A 20,575-nucleotide genomic window follows, 5' to 3' on the forward strand; every position below is an offset into this window, starting at 1 on the left:
GTTGCAAACGGTTGCTCCCATGTCAACGGTCGAGAATGTCAATCCCGTTGCGGGAGTGGACCTTCGGAGCGCTCCCAGATGGACTAAAACGGTGAAATAGGACCGTTTCGGCGCGGGGCATTGACAGGCCTGCGGGGGCGGTGGTTGGTTCTGCTGCAAACGTTTGTAGCCGTCCATGACGGGGAGGCCGGATGTCCCAGCGGTACGCGATCGTCGGCACCGGGGCGCGGGCGCAGATGTTCGCCCAGGCCCTGTCCCGATACGGCGAGCTCGTCGCGCTCGCCGACGTCAACCCGGCCCGCATCGCCGCCCAGCAGCGGCGCCTGACCGCCGCCGGGGCGCCGCCCGCCACGGCGTACCACGCCGATGACGTGCCGGAGATGCTGGCCGAGGAGCGGGTGGACACCCTCGTGGTGTGCTCGGTCGACGCCACGCACGACACGTACGTGGTGGCCGCGCTGGAGGCGGGGTGCTCGGTGGTCACCGAGAAGCCGATGACCGTCGACGTGCCGCGCTGCCGCCGCATCCTCGACGCGGCCAAGCGCACCGGCGGCGGCGTCCAGGTGGCGTTCAACTACCGGTTCCACCCGGTGCACGAGCAGGTGCGGGGGCTGCTGGCCGCCGGTGAGATCGGCGAGATCGGGTCGGTCCACTTCGAGTGGCTGCTCGACGTGCGCCACGGCGCGGACTACTTCCGCCGCTGGCACCGCGACAAGGCCAACTCCGGCGGGCTGCTGGTGCACAAGGCCACCCACCACTTCGACCTGGTCAACTGGTGGCTGGACAGCACCCCGGCCCGGGTCACCGCCGAGGGGCGGCTGTTCCTGTACGGCACCGCCGGCACCCGCCACGGCTACGCCCGCGACTACGCCCGCGCCCACGGCGCGGACGCGGCCGTCGGCGACCCGTTCGCACTGCACCTGGCCGACAACCCGGCCCTGGCCGAGCTCTACCTCGACGCCGAGTCCCACGACGGCTACCACCGCGACGTCAACGTGTTCGCGCCCGGGGTGTCCATCGAGGACGACATGGCGGTGCTGGTCCGCTACCGCAGCGGCGCGACGATGTCGTACCACCTCACCGCGTACGCGCCGTGGGAGGGCTACCGGGTCGCGTTCAACGGCAGCCGGGGCCGGCTGGAGCTGGACGTGGTCGAGTCCGACCATGTGGCGCCGGGGGTGGCCGGGGCGGTCAAGGGGCACAGCGCCGCGCTGCACGGCGCCGAGGCCGCCGCCGAGTCCGGCGCGGTGTCGCTGCGGCTGCGGCGGTACTGGGAGAAGCCGGTGGAGGTGCCGGTGCCCGCGTACGACCGCGCAGGCCACGGCGGCGCCGACGCCCGGATGACCGCGGTGCTGTTCGGCGGCGCCGCCGACCCGCTGGCCCGCTCGGCGACCCAGCTCGACGGGGCCCGCTCGCTGCTGACGGGACTGGCCGCCAACGAGTCCATCGCCACCGGCCGGCGCGTGGACGTCGCCGACCTGCTCGACCTCGATGAATGGGAACCACGTAATGGCTGAGCTGCTGCTGCCCGACCTCGACGACGACGCCGACACGGGCGCCGACCTGCTGCTGCCCGCCGAGCCGCGGACCCGGGCCATCGCCCGCGAGCTGTACGCCCAGGCTCGCGACCTGCCGCTGATCAGCCCGCACGGGCACGTCGACCCGGGCATCCTGGCCGATGACGCCGCGTTCCCGGACCCGGCCCGGCTGATCATCGTGCCCGACCACTACGTGACGCGGATGCTGCTCAGCCAGGGCATCGGCCCGGAGGAGCTGGGCGTGCCGCGCGTCGACGGCGGTGCCACCGAGGCCGACCCGCGCCAGGTGTGGCGGCTGTTCGCCCGGCACTGGCACCTGTTCCGGGGCACCCCGTCGCGGCTGTGGCTGGAGCAGACCTTCCGCACCGTCTTCGACGTGCACACCCCGCTGGGCCCGGACACCGCCGACCGGGTGTACGACGAGCTGGCCGCGCGCCTGGCGGAGCCGGACTTCCGGCCCCGGGCGCTGTTCACCCGGTTCAACCTGGAGGTGCTGGCCACCACCGAGTCGCCGCTGGACGACCTGTCCCGGCACGCCCGGCTGGCGGCCGACGGCTGGGGCGGCCCGGCCGGGCGGGTGATCACCACGTTCCGGCCCGACGACATGGTCGACATCGAGTGGCCCGGCTGGCCCGAGCGGGTGGCGCGGCTCGGGGCGATGACCGGGGTGGACACCGGCACGTACGCGGGGTTCCTGGAGGCGCTGCGGTCGCGGCGGCTCGACTTCATCGCGGCGGGCGCGACCTGCTCCGACCACGGGCACCTGACCGCCGCCACCGGCGGAGCCGACCCGGCCGAGGCCGCCGCGATCTTCGACCGGGCGCTGCGGACCGGTGCGGCGAGCGCGGCCGAGGCGGAGGCGTTCCGGGCCCGGATGCTGCTGGAGTTCGCGGCGATGTCGGTCGACGACGGCCTGGTCATGCAGCTGCACCCGGGTGCGGTGCGCAACCACAACCGGACCCTGCACACCAGGCACGGCCGCGACGTGGGCGGCGACATCCCGCAGGCGACCGAGTACACGCACGCGCTGCGGCCGCTGCTGGAGCGGTTCGGGCACCACCCCGACTTCCGGGTCGTGGTGTACACGCTGGACGAGCACACGTTCAGCCGCGAGCTCGGGCCGCTGGCCGGCGGCTACCCGGCGATGTTCGTCGGGGCGCCGTGGTGGTTCCTGGACGCACCCGAGGCGCTGCGCCGCTGGCGGGAGGCGGTGACCGAGACCGCCGGCTTCTACAACACGGCCGGTTTCGTCGACGACACCCGCGCCTACTGCTCGATCCCGGTGCGCCACGACGTGGCCCGGCGCGTGGACGCCGGGTTCCTGGCCCGGCTGGTCGCCGAGCACCGGCTCGGCCTCGACGAGGCCGCCGAGACCATCGCCGACCTGGCCTACCACCTGCCCAAGAAGATCTTCAAGATTGGACCGCGCGCATGAAGATCACCGAAGCCGTCGTGCACGACGTACGGTTCCCCACCGCCGCCGCCGGGGACGGCTCCGACGCCATCAACCGCGGCGACTACTCGGCCGCGTACGTCGAGCTGCACACCGACGGCGGCCCGGTCGGCACCGGGTTCACCTTCACCAACGGACGCGGCAACGAGATCGCCTGCGCCGCGATCCGGGCCCTGGCGCACCACGTGGTCGGGCGGACCCTGGAGGAGATCTTCGCCGAGCCGGTGGCGTTCTGGCGGTCGCTGTCGGCCGACGTGCAGCTGCGCTGGCTGGGGCCGGAGAAGGGCGTCATCCACATGGCGACCGGCGCGCTGGTCAACGCGGTGTGGGACCTGCGCGCCAAGGCCGAGGGCAAGCCGATGTGGCGGCTGCTGGCCGAGCTGAGCCCGGAGGAGCTGGTCGCCAGCGTCGACTTCCACCACATCAGCGACGCGATCACCCCGGCGGAGGCCCTGGAGCTGCTGCGGGTCGACGACGGGTACGCCGACCGGCTGGCGGTGCTGGAGCGCGACGGGTTCCCGTCGTACACCACGTCGGTGGGGTGGCTGGGATACCCGGACGAGCAGGTGCGGGAGCTGACCCGGGCGGCGTACGCGCAGGGGTGGCGGGCGATGAAGATGAAGGTCGGCGGGCCGATCGAGGACGACCTGCGCCGGGCGCGGCTGATCCGGGCCGAGATCGGGCCGGACGCGCTGCTGATGATGGACGCGAACCAGGTGTGGGACGTGGACGAGGCGGTCGCGAACATGGCGGTGCTGGCCGAGGTCGACCCGTACTGGATCGAGGAGCCCACGCACGCCGACGACGTGCTCGGCCACGCGGCCGTGGCCAGGGCGGTCGCGCCCGTCCGCGTCGCCACGGGCGAGGTCGCGGCCAACCGGGTCATCTTCAAGCAGCTCATGCAGGCCGGGGCGATCCAGGTGTGCCAGGTGGACGCGTGCCGCGTCGGCGGCGTCAACGAGGTGCTGTCGATCCTGCTGCTGGCGGCCAAGTTCGGCGTGCCGGTCTGCCCGCACGCGGGCGGCGTCGGCCTGTGCGAGTACGTCCAGCACCTGTCGGTCTTCGACTACCTGCGCCTCGGCCGCTCGCTGGACGGCCGGATGGTGGAGTACGTCGACCACCTGCACGAGCACTTCGAGGACCCGATCACGGTCATCGAGGGCCGCTACCGGCTGCCGCGGCAGCCCGGCTACTCGGTCACGCTGAAGGCGTCGTCGATCGCGGAGTTCTCGTTCCCCGACGGGCCGGTGTGGCGGTGAGCGCCCGGCTCGGCCGGGCCGCGCTGGCCCGGCTGCCCGAACACGCCCGCCCGCTGATCGAGCCGGGCGCGGCCCGCACCGGCGTGGTCCACTTCGGCCTGGGCGCTTTCCACCGCGCCCACCAGGCCGTCTACACGGAACTCGCGATGGCGCGCGGCGGCGGCGACTGGGCCGTCACCGCGATCGCCCCCAGCTCCCGCACCGTCCTGGACGCCCTGCGCGCCCAGGACCACCTCTTCAGCGTCGTGACGCTCAGCGCCGACCAGGCAGGTGCAGTCCAGCGTCCACACCACATGCGGTGTGACGACACCACAGGTGGTGTGGACGCTGCACGGACCCGGGTGGTCGGGGCGATCGCGGACAGCGTGCTCGCGGCCGAGGATCCGCAGGCGGTGGTCGCGCTGCTGGCAGATCCGGGGGTACGGGTGGTGACGCTGACGGTCACCGAGAAGGCCTACCGCGCCGAGGCGGCCGTGCCGCGACTGCTGATCGCCGGGCTGGCGGCCCGCGCCCGCGCCGACGCGGGGCCGATCACACTGCTGAGCTGCGACAACCTGCCGTCCAACGGACGGACCCTGGACCGCCTGCTGAGCGGGATGCTCCCCGGCGACCTGCGCGACTGGTACGCCGACAGCGTCACGTGCCCGTCCAGCATGGTCGACCGGATCGTGCCGGCCACCACCGCGCAGACCCTCGGCCTGGCCCGCGCCGACCTCGGCGTCGACGACCTGGCCGCCGTGGCGGCCGAGCCGTTCTCGCAGTGGGTGATCGAGGACCGGTTCGCCGCCGGACGCCCCGACTGGGCGGCGGCGGGAGCCGTGTTCACGGACGACGTCACCGCCTGGGAGCACCTGAAACTGCGCGCGCTCAACGGCGTGCACAGCGCCCTGGCGTACCTGGGCGCACTGGCGGGCTGCGAGGCCATCGCCGACGCGCTGGCCCTGCCCGGCGCGGCCGCCCTGCTGCGCCGCTACGTCGCCACCGAGGTCGCGGCCTCGATGACTCCCCCACCCGGCGTCGACGTCACCGCATACGGCGACCAGGCACGGGAACGGTTCGCCAATCACGCGCTCGGGCACCGGTGCCTACAGGTGGCGATGGACGGCACGCAGAAACTCCCCCAGCGGGTGCTGCCCATGCTCGCCGCGCCCGACCCGAACCTGACCTGCCTGATCCTCGCGGCATGGGCCAGGTTCGCCGAGGGTACGGCCGACGACGGCACCCCGCTGCCGCTGAACGATCCGCTGGCCGCAACGGTCCGCGCCGACCTCACCACCGAGGCCCTGTTCGGCCCCGGCGGCGTGCTCCCGGTGCCCGACCCGGCCCACCGCAAGCTGATCGACTCCTGGCGCACCGCCCTGGCCCGCCACGGCGCCGCCGCCCTCCTCGCGGCGGAGGCCCGGTGATGCGGGCGGCGACGGTGGCGCTGGTGGGAGCCAACGGGCACGGGCTGCACCATCGGCGGGTGCTGGCGGGGCTGGCGGAGCGCGGCGTCGCGCGGCTGGCGGGTCTGGCCGATCCGGCGCCGGTGGTCGACGCCCCGGCGGACGTGCCGGTGTTCACCGACCACCGGGCGATGCTGGAGCGGATCCGGCCCGACGTGGTGATCGTGTGCACTCCCCCGCACACGCATCTCGCCCTGGCCCGCGACGTGCTGCGCGCCGGGGCGGACCTGCTGCTGGAGAAGCCGCCGGTGCTGGACCGGGACGAGCACGACGCGCTGGTCGCGGCCCGCGACGGCACCCGGCGCGCGGTGCAGATCGGGTTCCAGGCACTGGCGTCGCCCGCGCTGACCCGGCTGCGGGCGGCGGTGGCGGCGGGCGCGCTGGGCGCGGTGCGGCAGGTGTCGGTGGTCGGCGCATGGCAGCGCGACGACGCGTACTGGGGGCGCTCGGCGTGGTCGGGGCGGCGCGTGCTCGGCGGGCGGCCGACGCTCGACGGGGCGCTGGCCAACCCGTTCGCGCACGCGGTGATGCAGGCCCTGGCCGTGGTCGACGCGGAACCGACCGGGGTGGAGGTGTCCTGGCTGCGGGTGCGCCCGATCGAGGTCGAGGACACGGCCACGCTGCGGGTCACCCTCGCCGGCGGGGTGCGGGTGCTGGTCGCGGTGACGCTGGCGGGTGAGGAGTTCGTCGACGGCGACCTCACCGTGTACGGCAGCCACGGCCGGGCGGAACTGACCTTCCGCGACGACCTGCTGCGGCTGCCCGGCGGCCCGGCCGAACCGGTGCCGGGCCGGATCACCCTGCTGGAGAACCTGATCGAGCACCGGCGGGCGGGGGTGCCCCTGCTGGCACCACCGGAGCGCACCGCCGGTTTCACCGCCGTCGTCGAGGCGCTGCGCACCGCCCCGGCGCCGGTCGAGGTGGCCGGAGCTGCCGTATCGGTCGACGGCGGCACCCGCGTCCTGCGCGGCGTCAACGGCGCGCTGCGCCGCTGCGCGGAGGCGGGCGCCCTTTTCGACGAGGTTCCGGTGCCGTGGTCTGCAACAGTCCGGGGTGTTCCTGCAAACAGTTGAGAATGCACCGCGCGACCTATTCGAATAGTCGCTCGATATCCGGCTGAGGGCGGTCGGAGCAGGCGATACTGCGCTCGAATCGCTGCAACAAACCTGCTGTCCCCATCCATTGACTTCAGCATTCCCCGCTTTCTATGTTGCCTGATGGCGTAACACATCGGACACATCATGGGAGCAGCGATGCGAATGCGAATGACAGCCGCGGTCGCGGTGCTGGCGGTGCTGCTGCCGGCGCCCGCCGCGGCCGCCGCGCCGGGCACCTCGGGCGCCCCGGGCCCGCTGACCCTGCGGACGGCCCGGCAGGCGCTGGCCGCCGGGGACGGCTGGGGCGCGGCGGGGACGGGCACCACCGGCGGAGCGGCGGCGGACGAGGCGCACGTCTTCGTCGTACACGATCGGGACGGGCTGGCGGCGGCACTGGCCGGCGCCGAGCCGAAGATCGTGTTCGTGGCCGGGACCATCGACGGCCTGACCGGCGCCGACGGCACCGCCGTGACCTGCGCCGACCTGGCCGACCCGGGCTACACCCTGGACAGCTACCTCGCCGCGTACGACCCCGCCGTCTGGGGCCGCGCCACCGACCCGGCCGGGCCGATCGAGCAGGCCCGGGTGCGCTCGGTGGCCACCCAGCGGGCCCGCACCGAGCTGCGCGTCGGCCCCAACACGACCGTGTTCGGCCTGCCCGGCGCCACCCTGCGCCACCTCACCCTGATGATCGACACCGCGCCGAACGTGATCGTGCGCAACCTGACCCTGCTCGACGCCGCCGACTGCTTCCCGCGCTGGCGCCCCACCGACGGCGCCGAGGGCAACTGGAACAGCGAGTACGACCTGGTCTCGGTGCGCCGCTCCACCAACGTGTGGATCGACCACAACACGTTCAGCGACGGCGACAACCCCGACTCCACCCAGCCGGTCTACTTCGGCCGCCCGTGGCAGGTCCACGACGGCGCCCTGGACGTCACGCACACCTCCGACCTGGTCACCGTATCGGCCAACGTGTTCACCCGGCACGACAAGACCATGCTGATCGGCTCCTCCGACACGGTCGGCCCCGACGTCGGCAAGCTGCGGGTGACGGTGCGCCACAACGTGTTCGACGGCGTCGGCCAGCGCGCCCCGCGCGTGCGGTTCGGCCAGGTCGACGTCTACAACAACACGTTCTCCGTCCGCGAGCCGTACGACTACAGCGTCGGCCTCGGCATCCAGTCGGCCGTGTACCTGGAGGACAACTTCTTCGACCTGCGCGACGGCATCACCGCCGACAAGGTGCTCAAGGACTGGAAGGGCACCGCGGTCACCGAACTCGGCAGCTGGGTGCGCGCCGGGAACGGCCTCGGCGGCCCGGTGAGCCTGCTCGCGGCATACAACGGCGCCCACGACCCGGACTTCGGGCCCGACGCGGGCTGGACGCCCGCGCTGCGCGCCCACCGCCCGGCCCCGGCGGCCCTGGTGCCACTGCTGACCCTGTTCTCCGGCGCCGGGCGCATCGTGCCCTGACCCCCGGCGCAGGACCGCACGACCGCACCCGGTGGCGCCCTCCGGCACGCCGTGCCGGACCACCGGGTGCGCAACCTCAAGGAGGTCCCATGAAACACGGGTACATCCCCGGCCATCGACGGGCCAGACGGCTCGGCACGGCCGCGGCGGGCGGCACCGCGCTGCTGGCGCTGCTGCTCGCGGCCCTGATGAGCCTCACCGGCGGGGTCGCGCTGGCCGCGACCCTGTTCTCGGACAACTTCGACGACGGGGAGGCGTCGGGCTGGACCAAGTCCGGCGGCGACTGGTCGGTCGTGTCCGACGGCTCATCGGTGTTCCAGCAGGGCAAGGTCGACAGCGAGCTGGCCCGGCAGTTCGGCGGCAGCACCTCGTGGACGAACTACACCGTCAGCGCCCGGGTGAAGCCGACCGGCTTCAGCGGCTCGGGCCGGTACGCGGCACTGGGCGCCCGGTCCACCGGCTCGTCCACCCGCTACCAGCTCGCGCTGCTCAACAGCGGGCGCGCCGAACTCCAGGTGGTCGACGGCAGCGCCGTCACGGTGATCGGCGGGGTGAACCTGGCCGTCTCCACCGGCACCTGGTACACGCTCCAGCTCACCGTCAGCGGCTCCACGCTGACCGGCTGGGTCAACGGGCAGCAGGTCGGCTCGGGCAGCAGCTCGCAGTTCGCCTCGGGGCGGATCGTGCTGGTCACCTCGTACGCCACGGCCCGCTTCGACGACGTCGTGGTCTCCGACGCGGGCGGCCCCGCCCCGACCACCGCCGGTCCGGCGCCGAGCGCGTCGCGTACGCCGGGCACCTCGCCGTCCCCGGCCCCGTCGTCCAACCCGGGCACCGTCCCGACGTGGCCGACGAAGTCCGGTGACGCCGGCCTGCCCAACGGCACCATCCAGGTCAGCGGCGTGTTCGACGGCGGCATGAAACGCTACTGCTGCATCGGCGACGGCGGACAATCCGAAAGCCAAGACCCCATGTTCGAACTCGCCAACGGCGCCACCATCAAAAACGTCATCCTCGGCTCCCCCGCCGGAGACGGCATCCACTGCCTGGGCACCTGCACCATCCAAAACGTCTGGTGGGAAGACGTCGGCGAAGACGCCGCCACCTTCCTCCAGACCAACGGCGGCACCTCCTACATCATCGGCGGCGGCGCCAAATCCGCCTCCGACAAGGTGTTCCAGCACAACGGCAACGGCACCGTCAACATCAGCGGCTTCTACGTCGAAAACGCCGGCAAGCTCTACCGCGCCTGCGGCAACTGCACCAACAGCTACCAGCGCAACGTCGTCATCGACAACGTCTGGGTCAAAAGCACCAGCGTCGTAGCCGGCATCAACACCAACTGGGGCGACACCGCCCGCTTCACCCGCATCAACGTCTACAGCACCAGCACCATCATCTGCGACAAATACAAAGGCGCACCCAAGGGCAGCGAACCCACCCACATCGGCAGCGGCGCCGACGGCGTCAACTGCTTCTACAACCCCACCGACATCATCCAGCGGTAACCGTCTCGGTGCCGCCGACCGGGCTGACCCGGTCGGCGGCACCGGTCAGCCCAGCTGCGCGAACATGTCGAGCAGGCCCTGCGGGGCATCCGGGGCGAAGCAGAGCTCCAGGTTGGCGGCCGACTGGGCGGCGGACTGCTCGCTGCGCGGGAACAGCGCCGCCTCGTACGCCGCCAGCGCCGCCTCCACCTCGCCCGGGTGCGCGACCAGTGCCGTGGCGAGCTGGGCACCGTCGAGCATGGCCAGGTTGGCGCCCTCCCCCGCGAACGGCGACATCAGGTGCGCGGCGTCGCCGAGCAGGGTCACCCCGGGCACCCGGTCCCAGCGGTGGCCGACCGGCAGCGCGTGGATGGGCCGGGGCACCAGCTCGCCGTCGGCGCGCTCGATCAGCGCCCGCAGCCGTGCGTCCCACCCGTCGAACCGCTCCAGCAGCAGCTTCTTGACGGTGTCCGGAGCGCTGAAGTCGATGCTGCCCGCCCAGTCGGCGGGGGTGCGCAGCGCCGCGTAGACCTCCAGCGTGCCGTCGGGCTCGCGGTGCGACAGCAGGCCGCGGCCGTCGTCGAGCGCGAAGGTCAGCCCCGGGCTGAGCAGGTCGAAGCTGTCGGGGTACCGGTTGCGGGCATCCTCGATACGGACCTCGACGAAGGACAGTCCGGAGTAGACCGGCGCGGCGGCCGACACCAGCGGGCGCACCCGCGACCAGGCGCCGTCGGCCCCGACCAGCAGGTCCGTGGTGAACGCGGTGCCGTCGGCCAGCGTCACCTCGTGGCGGCCGCCGTGCAGCGGCCGGACGGCGACGGCCTTGGCGCCCCACCGGACGGTGCCCGCGGGCAGGCTGTTCAGCAGCAGGTCGCGCAGGTCGCCCCGGCTGACCTCGGGACGGCCGATCTCGCCGGAGTCCTCGTGGTGCAGGAAGCCGTGGCGGTCGTAGACGCGCATCGCCTCGGCGCCGGGGTGGATGATCTGCTGGAACGGGTCCATGAGTCCCGCGGCGGCCAGCGCCGCCTGCCCGGAGTCCTCGTGGATGTCGAGCACGCCGCCCTGGCGGCGGGCGTGCGGTCCGGCGTCGAGGTCGAAGACGGCCGCCTCGACGCCGTTGACGTGCAGGACGCGGGCGAGGGTGAGGCCGCCGAGACCGGCGCCGACGATCGCGATGGGGTGGTGTGCGGTCATGTCGTGCTACTTCCTGTTCAGTGGTGGTCGTCGCCGTCGGGCAGGTCCGTGTGCAGCACGCCGTTGATCTGGACGCGCAGGCCCCAGCGCAGGCGGTCGCCGCCCGAGCCGGACAGCAGTTCGGTGCCCAGCGCGGCCAGGCGCGGGTGGGTGTCGGCGGACACGCCGCGCAGCGCGACGGTGAGCTCGTCCCAGTCGTGCTCGGTGGTGCCCGCGCGGGTGCGGGTGGCGTGTTCGGCGGCGTTGGCGGTGGCGTACAGCAGCAGCACGTCGACGGCCCAGGCGGCCCGCGCCGGGGCGACGCCGCCCGCGTCGAGCAGCGCCAGCAGCCCCTCGATCAGGTTGAGGTAGTGCGGCCCGGTGGGCCGGGTGACCAGCGCCGACTGCGCCAGCCCCGGATGGTCGAACAGCACCCGGGTGTACGACAGCAGCACCCGCTCCAGCCGCTCCCGCCAGTCGCCCCGCTCCGCCACCGGTCCGAGGTCGACGACGCCGAGGCGCTCGTCGAGCACGGCCGCGTGCAGCTCGGCGGTGTTGCGCACGTAGACGTACAGCGAGGCGGCGCCTGTGTCGAGTTCCTCGGCCAGCCGCCGCATCGTGACCCGCTCCAGACCCTCGGCCCGCATCAGCGCCACCGCGGTGGCGACGATGCCGTCCCTGGTCAGGGCGGCTTTCGCCGGGCGTTCCCGGCGGCTGCGCCGGGCTGGTGTCTCTGCCATGCCCACCACGTTAACGAACATGTTCGTTCCGAACAAGTTCGTAGCGAACATGTTCGCCACATCACCAGCGCCGCCACCCCTCAAGATCGGCCAAGTGCCAAGATCGGCCAAGTTGCCGGGCAATCGGGCGTTCCGCAGGTCGCGATACGCCCGATTGCCCGGCAACTTGCGGCGCGCTCTCACGCCTCGCGGGCGCGAGCGGTGGCGGGGTGGGTGGGGGTGGGGTCAGGAGAGGAGGAGGCCGAGGGCGATGGCGGTCATGGTCAGGGCGATGACGCCGTCCAGGACGCGCCAGGTGATCGGGCGGGCCAGGACGGGGGCCAGCCGGTGGGCGCCCGCGCCGAGGCCGGTGAACCAGACCGCGCTGGCCAGAGCCGCCCCGGCCGCGAACAGCCAGCGGAAGTCCTGCTGGCTGGCCAGGCCGCCGAGCAGCAGCACGGTGTCCAGGTACACGTGCGGGTTGAGGAAGGTGAAGGCCAGGCAGGCGAGCATGGTGGCGCGCAGGGTGCTGCCCGCGCCGTCGCGGGCCCGCAGCGTCCCGGGGCGCAGCGCGCGGCGGGCGGCCAGCACGGCGTACCCGAGCAGGAACGCCGCTCCGCCCCAGCGGACCGCGGCCAGCAGCCCCGGCGCGGCGGCCACGGCCGCGCCCAGCCCGCCGACTCCGACAGTGATCAGCAGCGCGTCCGACAGCGCGCAGGTCAGCACGACCGCCAGCACGTGCTCGCGGCGCAGCCCCTGGCGCAGCACGAAGGCGTTCTGGCTGCCGATGGCGACGATCAGCGCCATCGATGAGGTGAACCCGGCCAGCAGCGAAGCGATCATGCGTTCGACGGTACGGACCAGCACCGCCACACTCCAGCTAATGATTCTTACCAACCATTAGCATCGCTTATGTGACCCTGGACTCGGCGCAGCTGGAGACGTTCGCGGCCGTGGTGCGGGAGGGCAGCTTCGACGCCGCCGCCCGCGCGCTCAGCCTCACCCCGTCGGCGGTGAGCCAGCGCATCAAGGCGCTGGAGCAGGCGGCGGGCCAGGTGCTGGTGCGCCGGGCAAAGCCCTGCCGGGCGACCGAGGCGGGCGAGCCGCTGCTGCGCCTGGCGGGGCAGCTGGCCCTGCTGGAGCGGGAGGCGCTGGACACCGCGCGCGGCGGCGGGGGCGCCGACTGGACCCGGGTGCCGATCGTCGTCAACGCCGACTCGCTGGCCACCTGGTTCCTGCCCGCGCTGGCCGCGCTGCCGCCGGGGCTGCGGCTGCTGTTCGACGTGCACCAGGACGACCAGGAGTACACCGCCGACCTGCTGCGCGGCGGCACGGCGATGGCGGCGGTGACCGCCCAGCACGTGCCGGTGCAGGGGTGCCGGGTCCAACGGCTGGGCACGATGCACTACGTGGCGGTGGCCAGCCCGGCGCTGCGCGCGGCCTGGTTCGCCGACGGCGTGACCGAGCAGGCCCTGGCAGCCGCGCCGATGCTGGTGCTCAACCGGCGCGACCAGCTCCAGCACCGCTTCCTGCGTACGGTGACCCGGCGGCGGCTGGACCCGCCGGTCCACTACGTCCCGGCGGTGGGCGCCTTCAACGAGGCGATCCGGCTCGGCCTGGGCTGGGGGATGGCGCCCGAGCGCTTCTGCGGCGACGACCTCGCCGCCGGGCGCTACGAGCAGCTGACGCCCGGACGCCGGGTGAGCGTGCCGCTGTACTGGCAGCACTGGCGCCTGGAGTCGGCGGCGCTGACCGCCCTCACCGGGGCGGTGCGGGCGGTCGCGGCCACCGCCCTGGACTGACTCAGCGGACCTCGATGACGGGCTGCGGCTCGGCGACGGCCGCGACCCTGTCCGCCGCACGGGCGCGCAGACCGCGCCAGGCGGCGTACCCGATGAGCGCGGCGCCCAGGCCGGCCGTGACACCGGCGAGCAGCGTCTTGCCGCCCGCGGCGTACAGCAGCATGGCCGGGCTGGGCAGCATGATCATGCCGCCCCGGTGCTCCTGCTGGTCGAGGTAGTCGTACAGGTACGCCGCACCGCCGATGGCGGCCAAACCGAGCAGCACGAGCTGCCACCACGGCACCACGGTCAGGATCAGCCGCAGCCGCGACATGTACGTCTCCTCAGGTTCTCGGGGCGGTCAGACCATACCGAAGGGCGTCGGCGCGCCCGTCTGCCCCCGGGACCGCCGCGGCGCGGGCCGGGCGGGCCGGGTCGGCTTCGCGGGCCGGGTCGGCTTCGTAGCGGGCGAAGGCGACGGCGTCGACGGCCTTGCGGGCGTCCTTGCCCTTCTCCCGGATCTCCTCCTCGACCGCCGAGGCCCAGACCGCGTACCCGGCCATCTCCCAGTGCGTGTTGCCGGTGATCACCCCGGCCAGGTGCGTGGCGCGACCGGCCAGGCGCCGGGACACATTGCTCAGCTTCTCGTCGAACCCCATGACCGGACCCCCTCACCATCCCCGCCGGGCTCGACCCCGGCCGACACGGGCTTCACCTGCATCGTCGGACTCCGGCGAGCAGGCTGGCGGCCGAATCGAAAAATTGCGTCGATTCATGCGTCGAAAATCTTCCGGCCGGGGCCGCAACCGTACGGGCGGGGATGCCGTGTAGTCCGCGACCGGCCCAGCGGGGGCCGGCGGGGATCGGACGGGACGGGCGCCGTGGACGTGACAGCAGGGGTGGTGCCGCCCCCGGTGGGCGGTAGCCTCCATCGGCCTGGGCCGGTGCCGCTCCGCGACCCGGGGAGGGCAGGCATGGGGCACGACTTCGACGCGCTGTACGCGGCGCACTTCACCTCGCTGACGGCGCAGCTTTACGCGTACCTCGGGGACCGGCAGGAGGCGCAGGACGTCACCCAGGAGGCGTTCTGCCGGGCGCTGGCCCGCTGGCGCGACGTCAGCGCGTACGACGACCCGGTCGCCTGGGTGCGCCGGGTCGCCTGGAACCTCGCCACCTCGCACTTCCGGCGGCTGAAGGTCGCCGCGGCGTTCCGGCGCAGGCACCGGGAGGAGCAGGTCCCGGCGCCGAGCCCGGACCGCGTCGCGCTGTTCGCCGCGCTGCGCACGCTGTCGCCGCAGCCCCGGCAGGCGGTGGTGCTGCACTACCTGGCCGACCAGTCGGTGGCCGACATCGCCGTGTCGATGCAGGTGTCGACCGGCACCGTGAAGTCGTGGCTGCACCGGGCGCGTACCGCGCTGGCCGGGCAGCTCCAGCCCGCCCCGGACGCCGAGGAGGCCCGCGATGCCTGAGCAGACCGACCCGATGACCGAGGCGTTCTTCCAGTTCCGGCTGGAGGCGCCGCACGAGGTCGTGGTGCCGGGGGCGGCGGCGGCCCGGCGCACCGTGCAGCGGCGCCGTACCGCCCGTACCGGCGTGCTCGCCGCGATCGCCGCGATCGCGCTGGCCGCGGGCGCCTATACCGCGGGCGTACGGGCGACCCGCACCACCGAGCCCGCCGGGCCGTCGGCTGCGCCGTCGTCCCCGCCCCTGACCGACGAGCAGCTACAGCCGCTCGGCGTGCGGGCGCTGCGCATCCTCGGCTACCTTCCGGAGCAGGCACGACCCGGCATGCTCTTCGGGCCGGTCGGTGCCGGGGTCAGCGGCTTCAGCTACTCGTTCGGCACCCCGCAGGACCCGCTGCCGCTCGGCGAGTACACCCTGCGGGCGGTCTGCGTCGGCGGCGCCGGGCAGGTCCGGCTGCGCTGGGAGGCCGCCGACAGCCACCGTTACGTGTCCGTGCCCTGCGACGAGACGGTCACCCAGTTGACGGTCGCGCTGACCGCGGTCAGCGCGGCCACCATCACGTTCAGCGGAGACGATCGGGCGGGCGGGCACTCAGGCATCGCCGTCACCGTGACCAACCCCAACCTCATCCGTGCCGAGCAGGCCTTCCTGTCCGCGACCGGACCGTTCCTGAGCCGCGGCTCGGGTGAGCTGAACGCGACTCGCCGCGACGTCGACGAGGCGGTGACGTCCGGGTCGTTGCGCCTGGACGTAGCCTGCGCCGGGGCGGGCGTCGTCACCGTCCGGCTGATCCTCGGCGGCTCGACGGACACGGCCGAGGTGCCTTGCACGTCGTCTCCGCAGCTGGTCACGCTGCGCCTGGATGATGCGCGGGGCGGGCCGCTGACCGTCGAACTCGACCCGGACCAGGAGGCGTTCAAGGTGTCGGCCGCCGCCTACCGGGTACGCCGGGCGTGAACCGCCGACGGGACCGGCCGCGCACCGGGGGCGGGCCCTCCGCCATCCCGACCCACCCCCAGCCCCAACCCACCCCTCCTTCATAGACCACCCACCCCTTCTTCATAGACCGCCCACCTCTTCTTCATAGACGCTGGCCTATTACATAGAAGATGATCTTCTTGGAGTCGACGTAATTGGCCAGCGTCTATGGATCGCGCCACAGGGAGACGCCTTCCCCCCGGACCCTGCGGAGATCCTGGCGGCCAGCTCCGACCGCAGCCAGCGATCTTCGCGCAGAGATCGCAGTTTCCGGTCACCCCCAGCGGTCCACGCCCAGGTCTTGACCGACGACAGCGATCTTCACGCGGAGATCGCCGCCTGCGGTCACCTTCTGCGGTCGGGCCCGGCCCCACCACCCCATCCAGCCGAGTCGATCACGGCGCCAGGGTGGCGACACACCGTCGAACCCCGCCATAAGTTCATGATCAACGGGTGGGGGCGGGGCCAGGGTCGGGGCGGGGGCGGGGGCGCGGGAGGGCGATGTGGGCCTTCCCGGTGGAAAACGCTTGCCGTACGATGCATTGCAGGGAGCCGTATCGATGTCTCAGCGCCCTGCCGGCAGCCGCCGCCGACCCCTGGGCAGGGGAGTCGAAGCGCCCGTCCGGCAGACGGGCGGGCGCACCCCCACTCACCTCGGGAGACTCCCCCATGTACCCACGACGGCGCCGTACGGCGCTGCTCGCCTCAGCCGCGGCACTGCTGACAGCCCTGACCGCCGGGGCGCTCATGGCCGCCCCCGCCGCCCAGGCCGCCAGCGGCTGCCAGGTCGCCTACTCGGTCACGTCCCAGTGGCCGGGCGGGTTCAGCGCCAACATCGCCATCACCAACCTCGGCTCGGCCGTCAACGGCTGGACCCTGAACTGGACGTTCACCGCGGGCCAGGCCGTGACCCAGGCGTGGGGGTTCACCGCGAACCCCGCCAGCGGCGCGGTCACCGCCCGCAACGTCGACTACACCGCCGCCATCCCGACCAACGGCACGGTCAGCGTCGGGTTCAACGGCTCCTGGAACAACTCGGCCAACCCGGTGCCCGCCTCGTTCACCCTCAACGGGACGGTCTGCACCGGATCGGTGACCAGCCCGGCGCCGAGCGCCACCCGCAGCACGGCCCCCAGCCCGTCGCGCTCGGTGACGCCTTCCCCGTCGTCCAATCCGGGCACCGTCCCGACGTGGCCGACGAAGTCCGGTGACGCCGGCCTGCCCAACGGCACCATCCAGGTCAGCGGCGTGTTCGACGGCGGCATGAAACGCTACTGCTGCATCGGCGACGGCGGACAATCCGAAAGCCAAGACCCCATGTTCGAACTCGCCAACGGCGCCACCATCAAAAACGTCATCCTCGGCTCCCCCGCCGGAGACGGCATCCACTGCCTGGGCACCTGCACCATCCAAAACGTCTGGTGGGAAGACGTCGGCGAAGACGCCGCCACCTTCCTCCAGACCAACGGCGGCACCTCCTACATCATCGGCGGAGGCGCCAAATCCGCCTCCGACAAGGTGTTCCAGCACAACGGCAACGGCACCGTCAACATCAGCGGCTTCTACGTCGAAAACGCCGGCAAGCTCTACCGCGCCTGCGGCAACTGCACCAACAGCTACCAGCGCAACGTCGTCATCGACAACGTCTGGGTCAAGACCACCAGCGTCGTAGCCGGCATCAACACCAACTGGGGCGACACCGCCCGCTTCACCCGCATCAACGTCTACAGCACCAGCACCATCATCTGCGACAAATACAAAGGCGCACCCAAGGGCAGCGAACCCACCCACATCGGCAGCGGCGCCGACGGCGTCAACTGCTTCTACAACCCCACCGACATCATCCAGCGGTAGATGCTGACCGCGGCCGGGCGTCCGCCTCGGGCGCCCGGCCGCGGGACGCGGTTCAGCGCGGCAGTTCCTGTCCGGTCAGCTCCGCGCACAGGGCCAGCAGGCGGTCCTGCACCGACAGGTCGTACGCGGCCGGGTTGGCCTTGAGGTCCCGGCGGCGCTTGAGATAGCGGCCGGTGAACCCGACCTCCGACTCCGGCGCCGCGGCCAGCCACACCTGCGTCTCGGCGCCGTCGGGCAGCTCGTCGACGGCGTTCTGGCCGCCCATCCGGGTCTTGATCCAGCCCGGGTCGACGGCGTTGCTGAGGGTGCCCGGCCACAGCCGGGCGACGGCGAACGCGAGCGCGACGTCGTACAGCTTGGAGTCGCTGTAGGCCTGCATGCCGTCCCAGGGCCTGCGCGCGTACTGCGGGTCGTCGAGGTCGGCGCGGCCGCCCGCCTCCAGGCCCGAGGTCAGGTAGACCAGGCGGCCCGGCGCGGGCATCAGGGCCGTCAGCAGGTACGGCGCCAGCACGTTGACGGCGAATATCCGCTCGATGCCGTCGGGGGTCACCTCGCGGTGCGCCGCCCCGCCGCCGACGCCCACGTTGTGGACCACGCTGTCGTACGGCCCGAGCGCGTTAGCCGCGAGCGCCAGCGCCCGGGTCTGGGTAAGCTCGGAGACGTCGCCCACCACGACCGCGGCCGCGTCCGGCACCGCCGCGCGCACCTGGTCGGCCCGGGCCTCGTTCCGGGCGTGCAGGACGACGCGGTGGCCGTCGCGCGCAAGCGTGCGGGCGGTCTCCAGGCCGATGCCGTCGGCCGATCCGGTCACGAAGATGCTGCTCATGACTTCCTCCACTGTCTGGAGTGAAAACGCTACCCACGTGGTTTAGGCGTCGCGGACGCCGGGTACGCGATCGCTCGCGTCTATGCGGACGCGGCCACGACAACCCCCGGGAGGCACGATGAGGGGCGAGCACCGCAACCGCACCGCGGTGGCGCAGCACGAGCGCCGCGAACCCGTTCCGGAACCCGGCGACCTGCTCGCCGACTGGGCCGCCGACGGCGGCTGCGTGTGCGTACGTGTGCTCACCTGCGGCGACGTGGTCGCCGTACACAGCCTCTATCCGAACATGGGTCCCGGTTTCGTGGGCTTCGACATCTTCCGGATGGCCGACGGGGTGCCCGCCGAGCACTGGAGCGTGCTCCAGCCGCTGGCCCGGCCGGGTGGCCAGGACGAGATCGGCGGCCCGCGTACGGTCAGCCAGCCGCGCCAGTCGTCGACCAGCCGCCGCGTGGTCGACTACCTGGTCGACAACGTGCTGGTGCCGCGCGACTTCGAGCACCTGTGCCGGTTCGTGACGACCGGCCTGAAGCAGCACCGCCCCGGCGTGGCCGACGGCATCGGCGGGTGGTGGGAGCAGCTGCGCGACCAGGACGTCCGCTACGAGCGGCGGCACCTGACCGTGGCCGACGGCGAGTTCGCGCTGACGATCTGCACGGGCACGGTGGGCGGGCGGCCGACGGCGTTCTACGACCTGTTCCGGCTGGAGCACGCGATGATCGCCGAGCACTGGGGCGTGCAGGCCGGGGTGCCGGAGCGGCTGCCGTACTCGAATTCGTTCCCGCCGTATCCGAGCGGCACCGACCCGACCGCGACCGCGAGGCTGGCCCCGGCGGTCACCGGCTGAGTGCCGTACATTACGCCGATGGCAGAACCCATCCGGTACGCGGTGATCGGGCGCGGTTGGCGCGCGCAGTTCTTCTTCAAGCTGGCGGCACTGATGCCCGACCGGCTCCAGGTCACCGGGGTGATGACCCGTTCGGCGCAGGCCGCCGCCGAGGTCGCCGCCCAGTGGCGGCTGCCGGTCGTGCAGGACCTCGACGAGCTGCTGCGCACCGGCGACCCCGAGTACGTGATCACGTCGGTGCCGTGGGAGGTCAACCCCGGCCTGGTCGAGGCGCTGGTCGGGCGGGGGCTGCCGGTGCTGTCGGAGACGCCGCCCGCCCCCGACCCGGCCGGGCTGCGGGCGCTGTGGGACAGCGTCGGCGCGGCTCGGCAGGTGCAGGTCGCCGAGCAGTACCTGCTGCTGCCCGACCACGCCGCCCGGCTGGCCGTGCTGCGCTCCGGCGTGATCGGCACCCCGACCTCGGCGCAGGTGTCCTCGACGCACGGCTACCACGCGGTGTCGATGCTGCGCGGCATGCTCGGCGTCGGCCTGGACCCGGCGAGCGTGCAGGCGCGGGCGTTCACCGCGCCGCTGGCCGACCCGCTGGTCCCGGCCGGGTGGCGCGACGACGCCACCCCGCGCCCGGCGACGACCACGCTGGCCACGATCGACTTCGGCGACGGCCGCAGCGGGCTGTACGACTTCACCGACAACCAGTGGTGGAACCCGCTGCGCAGCCGCCGCATCGTGGTGCGCGGCAGCCTCGGCGAGCTGGTCGACGACCGGGTCGTGCGGCTGCTGGACCACCGGCCGGTCGAGTCTGAGCTGCGCCGCCGCCACAGCGGCCGCGACCTCAACCTGGAGGGCTTCGACCTCGACCACGTCAGTTTCGACGGCGCGGTGGTGTACCGCAACGCCTACGCCGGGGCGCGGCTGTCCGATGAGGAGATCGCGATCGCGTCCATCCTGGAGGCCACCGGCCGCTGGTGCCGCGACGAGGCCGAACCGCCGTACCCGCTGGCCGACGCCTGCCAGGACCACCTGATCAGCCTCGCCATCGACGAGTCGGTCCGCACCGGCCGCACGGTCCCGGTCGGCACGGAACCCTGGGCGGCCTGAGGCGAAGTGATCGCGATCGTCGGTCAGATCCCTTGCGCTGAGCGCAGCTTCTGACCGACGATCGCGATCACCGCCCCGCCCTG

19 protein-coding genes are annotated in these 20,575 nt (G+C 73.0%); 13 read left to right on the forward strand and 6 right to left on the reverse strand.

What is annotated here, in order from left to right; all coding sequences use genetic code 11:
* The first annotated feature begins 191 nt into the window (after positions 1 to 191).
* The 7 genes from Cs7R123_RS08175 to Cs7R123_RS08205 all read left to right on the forward strand — a co-directional run bounded on the left by Cs7R123_RS08175 (position 192) and on the right by Cs7R123_RS08205 (position 9,776).
* Complete coding sequence (locus Cs7R123_RS08175; protein ID WP_212824787.1) at positions 192 to 1,517, forward strand: Gfo/Idh/MocA family protein; 1,326 nt, start codon at positions 192 to 194, stop codon at positions 1,515 to 1,517.
* Positions 1,510 to 2,973 carry a glucuronate isomerase gene (gene uxaC, locus Cs7R123_RS08180; protein WP_212824789.1) on the forward strand — a complete coding sequence of 488 codons (1,464 nt, stop codon included), beginning with the start codon at positions 1,510 to 1,512 and terminating at the stop codon, positions 2,971 to 2,973. Before Cs7R123_RS08175 ends, uxaC begins: the two co-directional genes overlap by 8 nt.
* A complete protein-coding gene (locus Cs7R123_RS08185; protein WP_212824791.1) occupies positions 2,970 to 4,250 on the forward strand; it encodes an enolase C-terminal domain-like protein in 1,281 nt (426 codons plus the stop codon). The genes uxaC and Cs7R123_RS08185 overlap by 4 nt, the downstream gene beginning before the upstream one ends.
* Complete coding sequence (locus Cs7R123_RS08190; RefSeq protein WP_244871687.1) at positions 4,247 to 5,656, forward strand: mannitol dehydrogenase family protein; 1,410 nt, start codon at positions 4,247 to 4,249, stop codon at positions 5,654 to 5,656. Before Cs7R123_RS08185 ends, Cs7R123_RS08190 begins: the two co-directional genes overlap by 4 nt.
* Positions 5,656 to 6,768, forward strand: coding sequence for a Gfo/Idh/MocA family protein (locus Cs7R123_RS08195; RefSeq protein ID WP_212824795.1), 1,113 nt, complete (start codon positions 5,656 to 5,658; stop codon positions 6,766 to 6,768). Before Cs7R123_RS08190 ends, Cs7R123_RS08195 begins: the two co-directional genes overlap by 1 nt.
* Positions 6,769 to 6,948: 180 nt before the next feature.
* Positions 6,949 to 8,268, forward strand: coding sequence for a polysaccharide lyase family 1 protein (locus Cs7R123_RS08200; RefSeq protein WP_212824797.1), 1,320 nt, complete (start codon positions 6,949 to 6,951; stop codon positions 8,266 to 8,268).
* Positions 8,269 to 8,357: 89 nt separating this feature from the next.
* Positions 8,358 to 9,776, forward strand: a complete 1,419-nt coding sequence (locus Cs7R123_RS08205) for a pectate lyase (RefSeq protein WP_244871688.1) — start codon at positions 8,358 to 8,360, stop codon at positions 9,774 to 9,776.
* 45 nt (positions 9,777 to 9,821) lie between these two features.
* Here the strand turns inward: Cs7R123_RS08205 and Cs7R123_RS08210 are convergent, their stop codons facing one another.
* The 3 genes from Cs7R123_RS08210 to Cs7R123_RS08220 all read right to left on the reverse strand — a co-directional run bounded on the left by Cs7R123_RS08210 (position 9,822) and on the right by Cs7R123_RS08220 (position 12,490).
* On the reverse strand, positions 9,822 to 10,949 hold the full coding sequence (locus tag Cs7R123_RS08210) for an NAD(P)/FAD-dependent oxidoreductase (protein ID WP_212824799.1): 1,128 nt from the start codon (positions 10,947 to 10,949) through the stop codon (positions 9,822 to 9,824).
* A 17-nt stretch (positions 10,950 to 10,966) separates the two neighbouring features.
* Positions 10,967 to 11,668 (reverse strand): TetR/AcrR family transcriptional regulator, encoded by a 702-nt coding sequence (locus Cs7R123_RS08215; RefSeq protein ID WP_212824801.1) that lies wholly within the window; start codon positions 11,666 to 11,668, stop codon positions 10,967 to 10,969.
* A 225-nt stretch (positions 11,669 to 11,893) separates the two neighbouring features.
* Entirely contained in the window at positions 11,894 to 12,490 is a 597-nt protein-coding gene (locus tag Cs7R123_RS08220) for a LysE/ArgO family amino acid transporter (protein ID WP_212824803.1), read from the reverse strand.
* A 77-nt stretch (positions 12,491 to 12,567) separates the two neighbouring features.
* Between Cs7R123_RS08220 and Cs7R123_RS08225 the strand changes: the two genes are divergently transcribed.
* Positions 12,568 to 13,449, forward strand: a complete 882-nt coding sequence (locus Cs7R123_RS08225; RefSeq protein WP_212829008.1) for a LysR family transcriptional regulator ArgP — start codon at positions 12,568 to 12,570, stop codon at positions 13,447 to 13,449.
* A 1-nt stretch (position 13,450) separates the two neighbouring features.
* Here the strand turns inward: Cs7R123_RS08225 and Cs7R123_RS08230 are convergent, their stop codons facing one another.
* Positions 13,451 to 13,762, reverse strand: coding sequence for a hypothetical protein (locus tag Cs7R123_RS08230; RefSeq protein ID WP_212824805.1), 312 nt, complete (start codon positions 13,760 to 13,762; stop codon positions 13,451 to 13,453).
* A 10-nt stretch (positions 13,763 to 13,772) separates the two neighbouring features.
* Positions 13,773 to 14,087, reverse strand: a complete 315-nt coding sequence (locus tag Cs7R123_RS08235) for a hypothetical protein (protein ID WP_212824811.1) — start codon at positions 14,085 to 14,087, stop codon at positions 13,773 to 13,775.
* 315 nt (positions 14,088 to 14,402) lie between these two features.
* Here Cs7R123_RS08235 and Cs7R123_RS08240 point away from each other — a divergent pair, with 315 nt between their 5' ends.
* The 3 genes from Cs7R123_RS08240 (at position 14,403) to Cs7R123_RS08250 (ending at position 17,724) form a co-directional block, all read left to right on the forward strand.
* Positions 14,403 to 14,897 (forward strand): RNA polymerase sigma factor, encoded by a 495-nt coding sequence (locus tag Cs7R123_RS08240; RefSeq protein WP_212824813.1) that lies wholly within the window; start codon positions 14,403 to 14,405, stop codon positions 14,895 to 14,897.
* Entirely contained in the window at positions 14,890 to 15,849 is a 960-nt protein-coding gene (locus Cs7R123_RS08245; RefSeq protein ID WP_212824815.1) for a hypothetical protein, read from the forward strand. The genes Cs7R123_RS08240 and Cs7R123_RS08245 overlap by 8 nt, the downstream gene beginning before the upstream one ends.
* Positions 15,850 to 16,539: 690 nt before the next feature.
* A complete protein-coding gene (locus tag Cs7R123_RS08250) occupies positions 16,540 to 17,724 on the forward strand; it encodes a pectate lyase (protein WP_212824817.1) in 1,185 nt (394 codons plus the stop codon).
* A 52-nt stretch (positions 17,725 to 17,776) separates the two neighbouring features.
* Here the strand turns inward: Cs7R123_RS08250 and Cs7R123_RS08255 are convergent, their stop codons facing one another.
* A complete protein-coding gene (locus Cs7R123_RS08255; protein ID WP_212824819.1) occupies positions 17,777 to 18,550 on the reverse strand; it encodes an SDR family NAD(P)-dependent oxidoreductase in 774 nt (257 codons plus the stop codon).
* 118 nt (positions 18,551 to 18,668) lie between these two features.
* On the opposite strand from Cs7R123_RS08255, the gene Cs7R123_RS08260 reads away from it, so the two are divergent.
* Positions 18,669 to 19,394, forward strand: coding sequence for a hypothetical protein (locus Cs7R123_RS08260; RefSeq protein ID WP_212824821.1), 726 nt, complete (start codon positions 18,669 to 18,671; stop codon positions 19,392 to 19,394).
* A gap of 18 nt (positions 19,395 to 19,412) precedes the next feature.
* Positions 19,413 to 20,492, forward strand: a complete 1,080-nt coding sequence (locus tag Cs7R123_RS08265) for a Gfo/Idh/MocA family protein (RefSeq protein ID WP_244871689.1) — start codon at positions 19,413 to 19,415, stop codon at positions 20,490 to 20,492.
* Positions 20,493 to 20,575 lie beyond the last annotated feature (83 nt).

This window comes from Catellatospora sp. TT07R-123, assembly GCF_018327705.1.
GTDB lineage: Bacteria > Actinomycetota > Actinomycetes > Mycobacteriales > Micromonosporaceae > Catellatospora.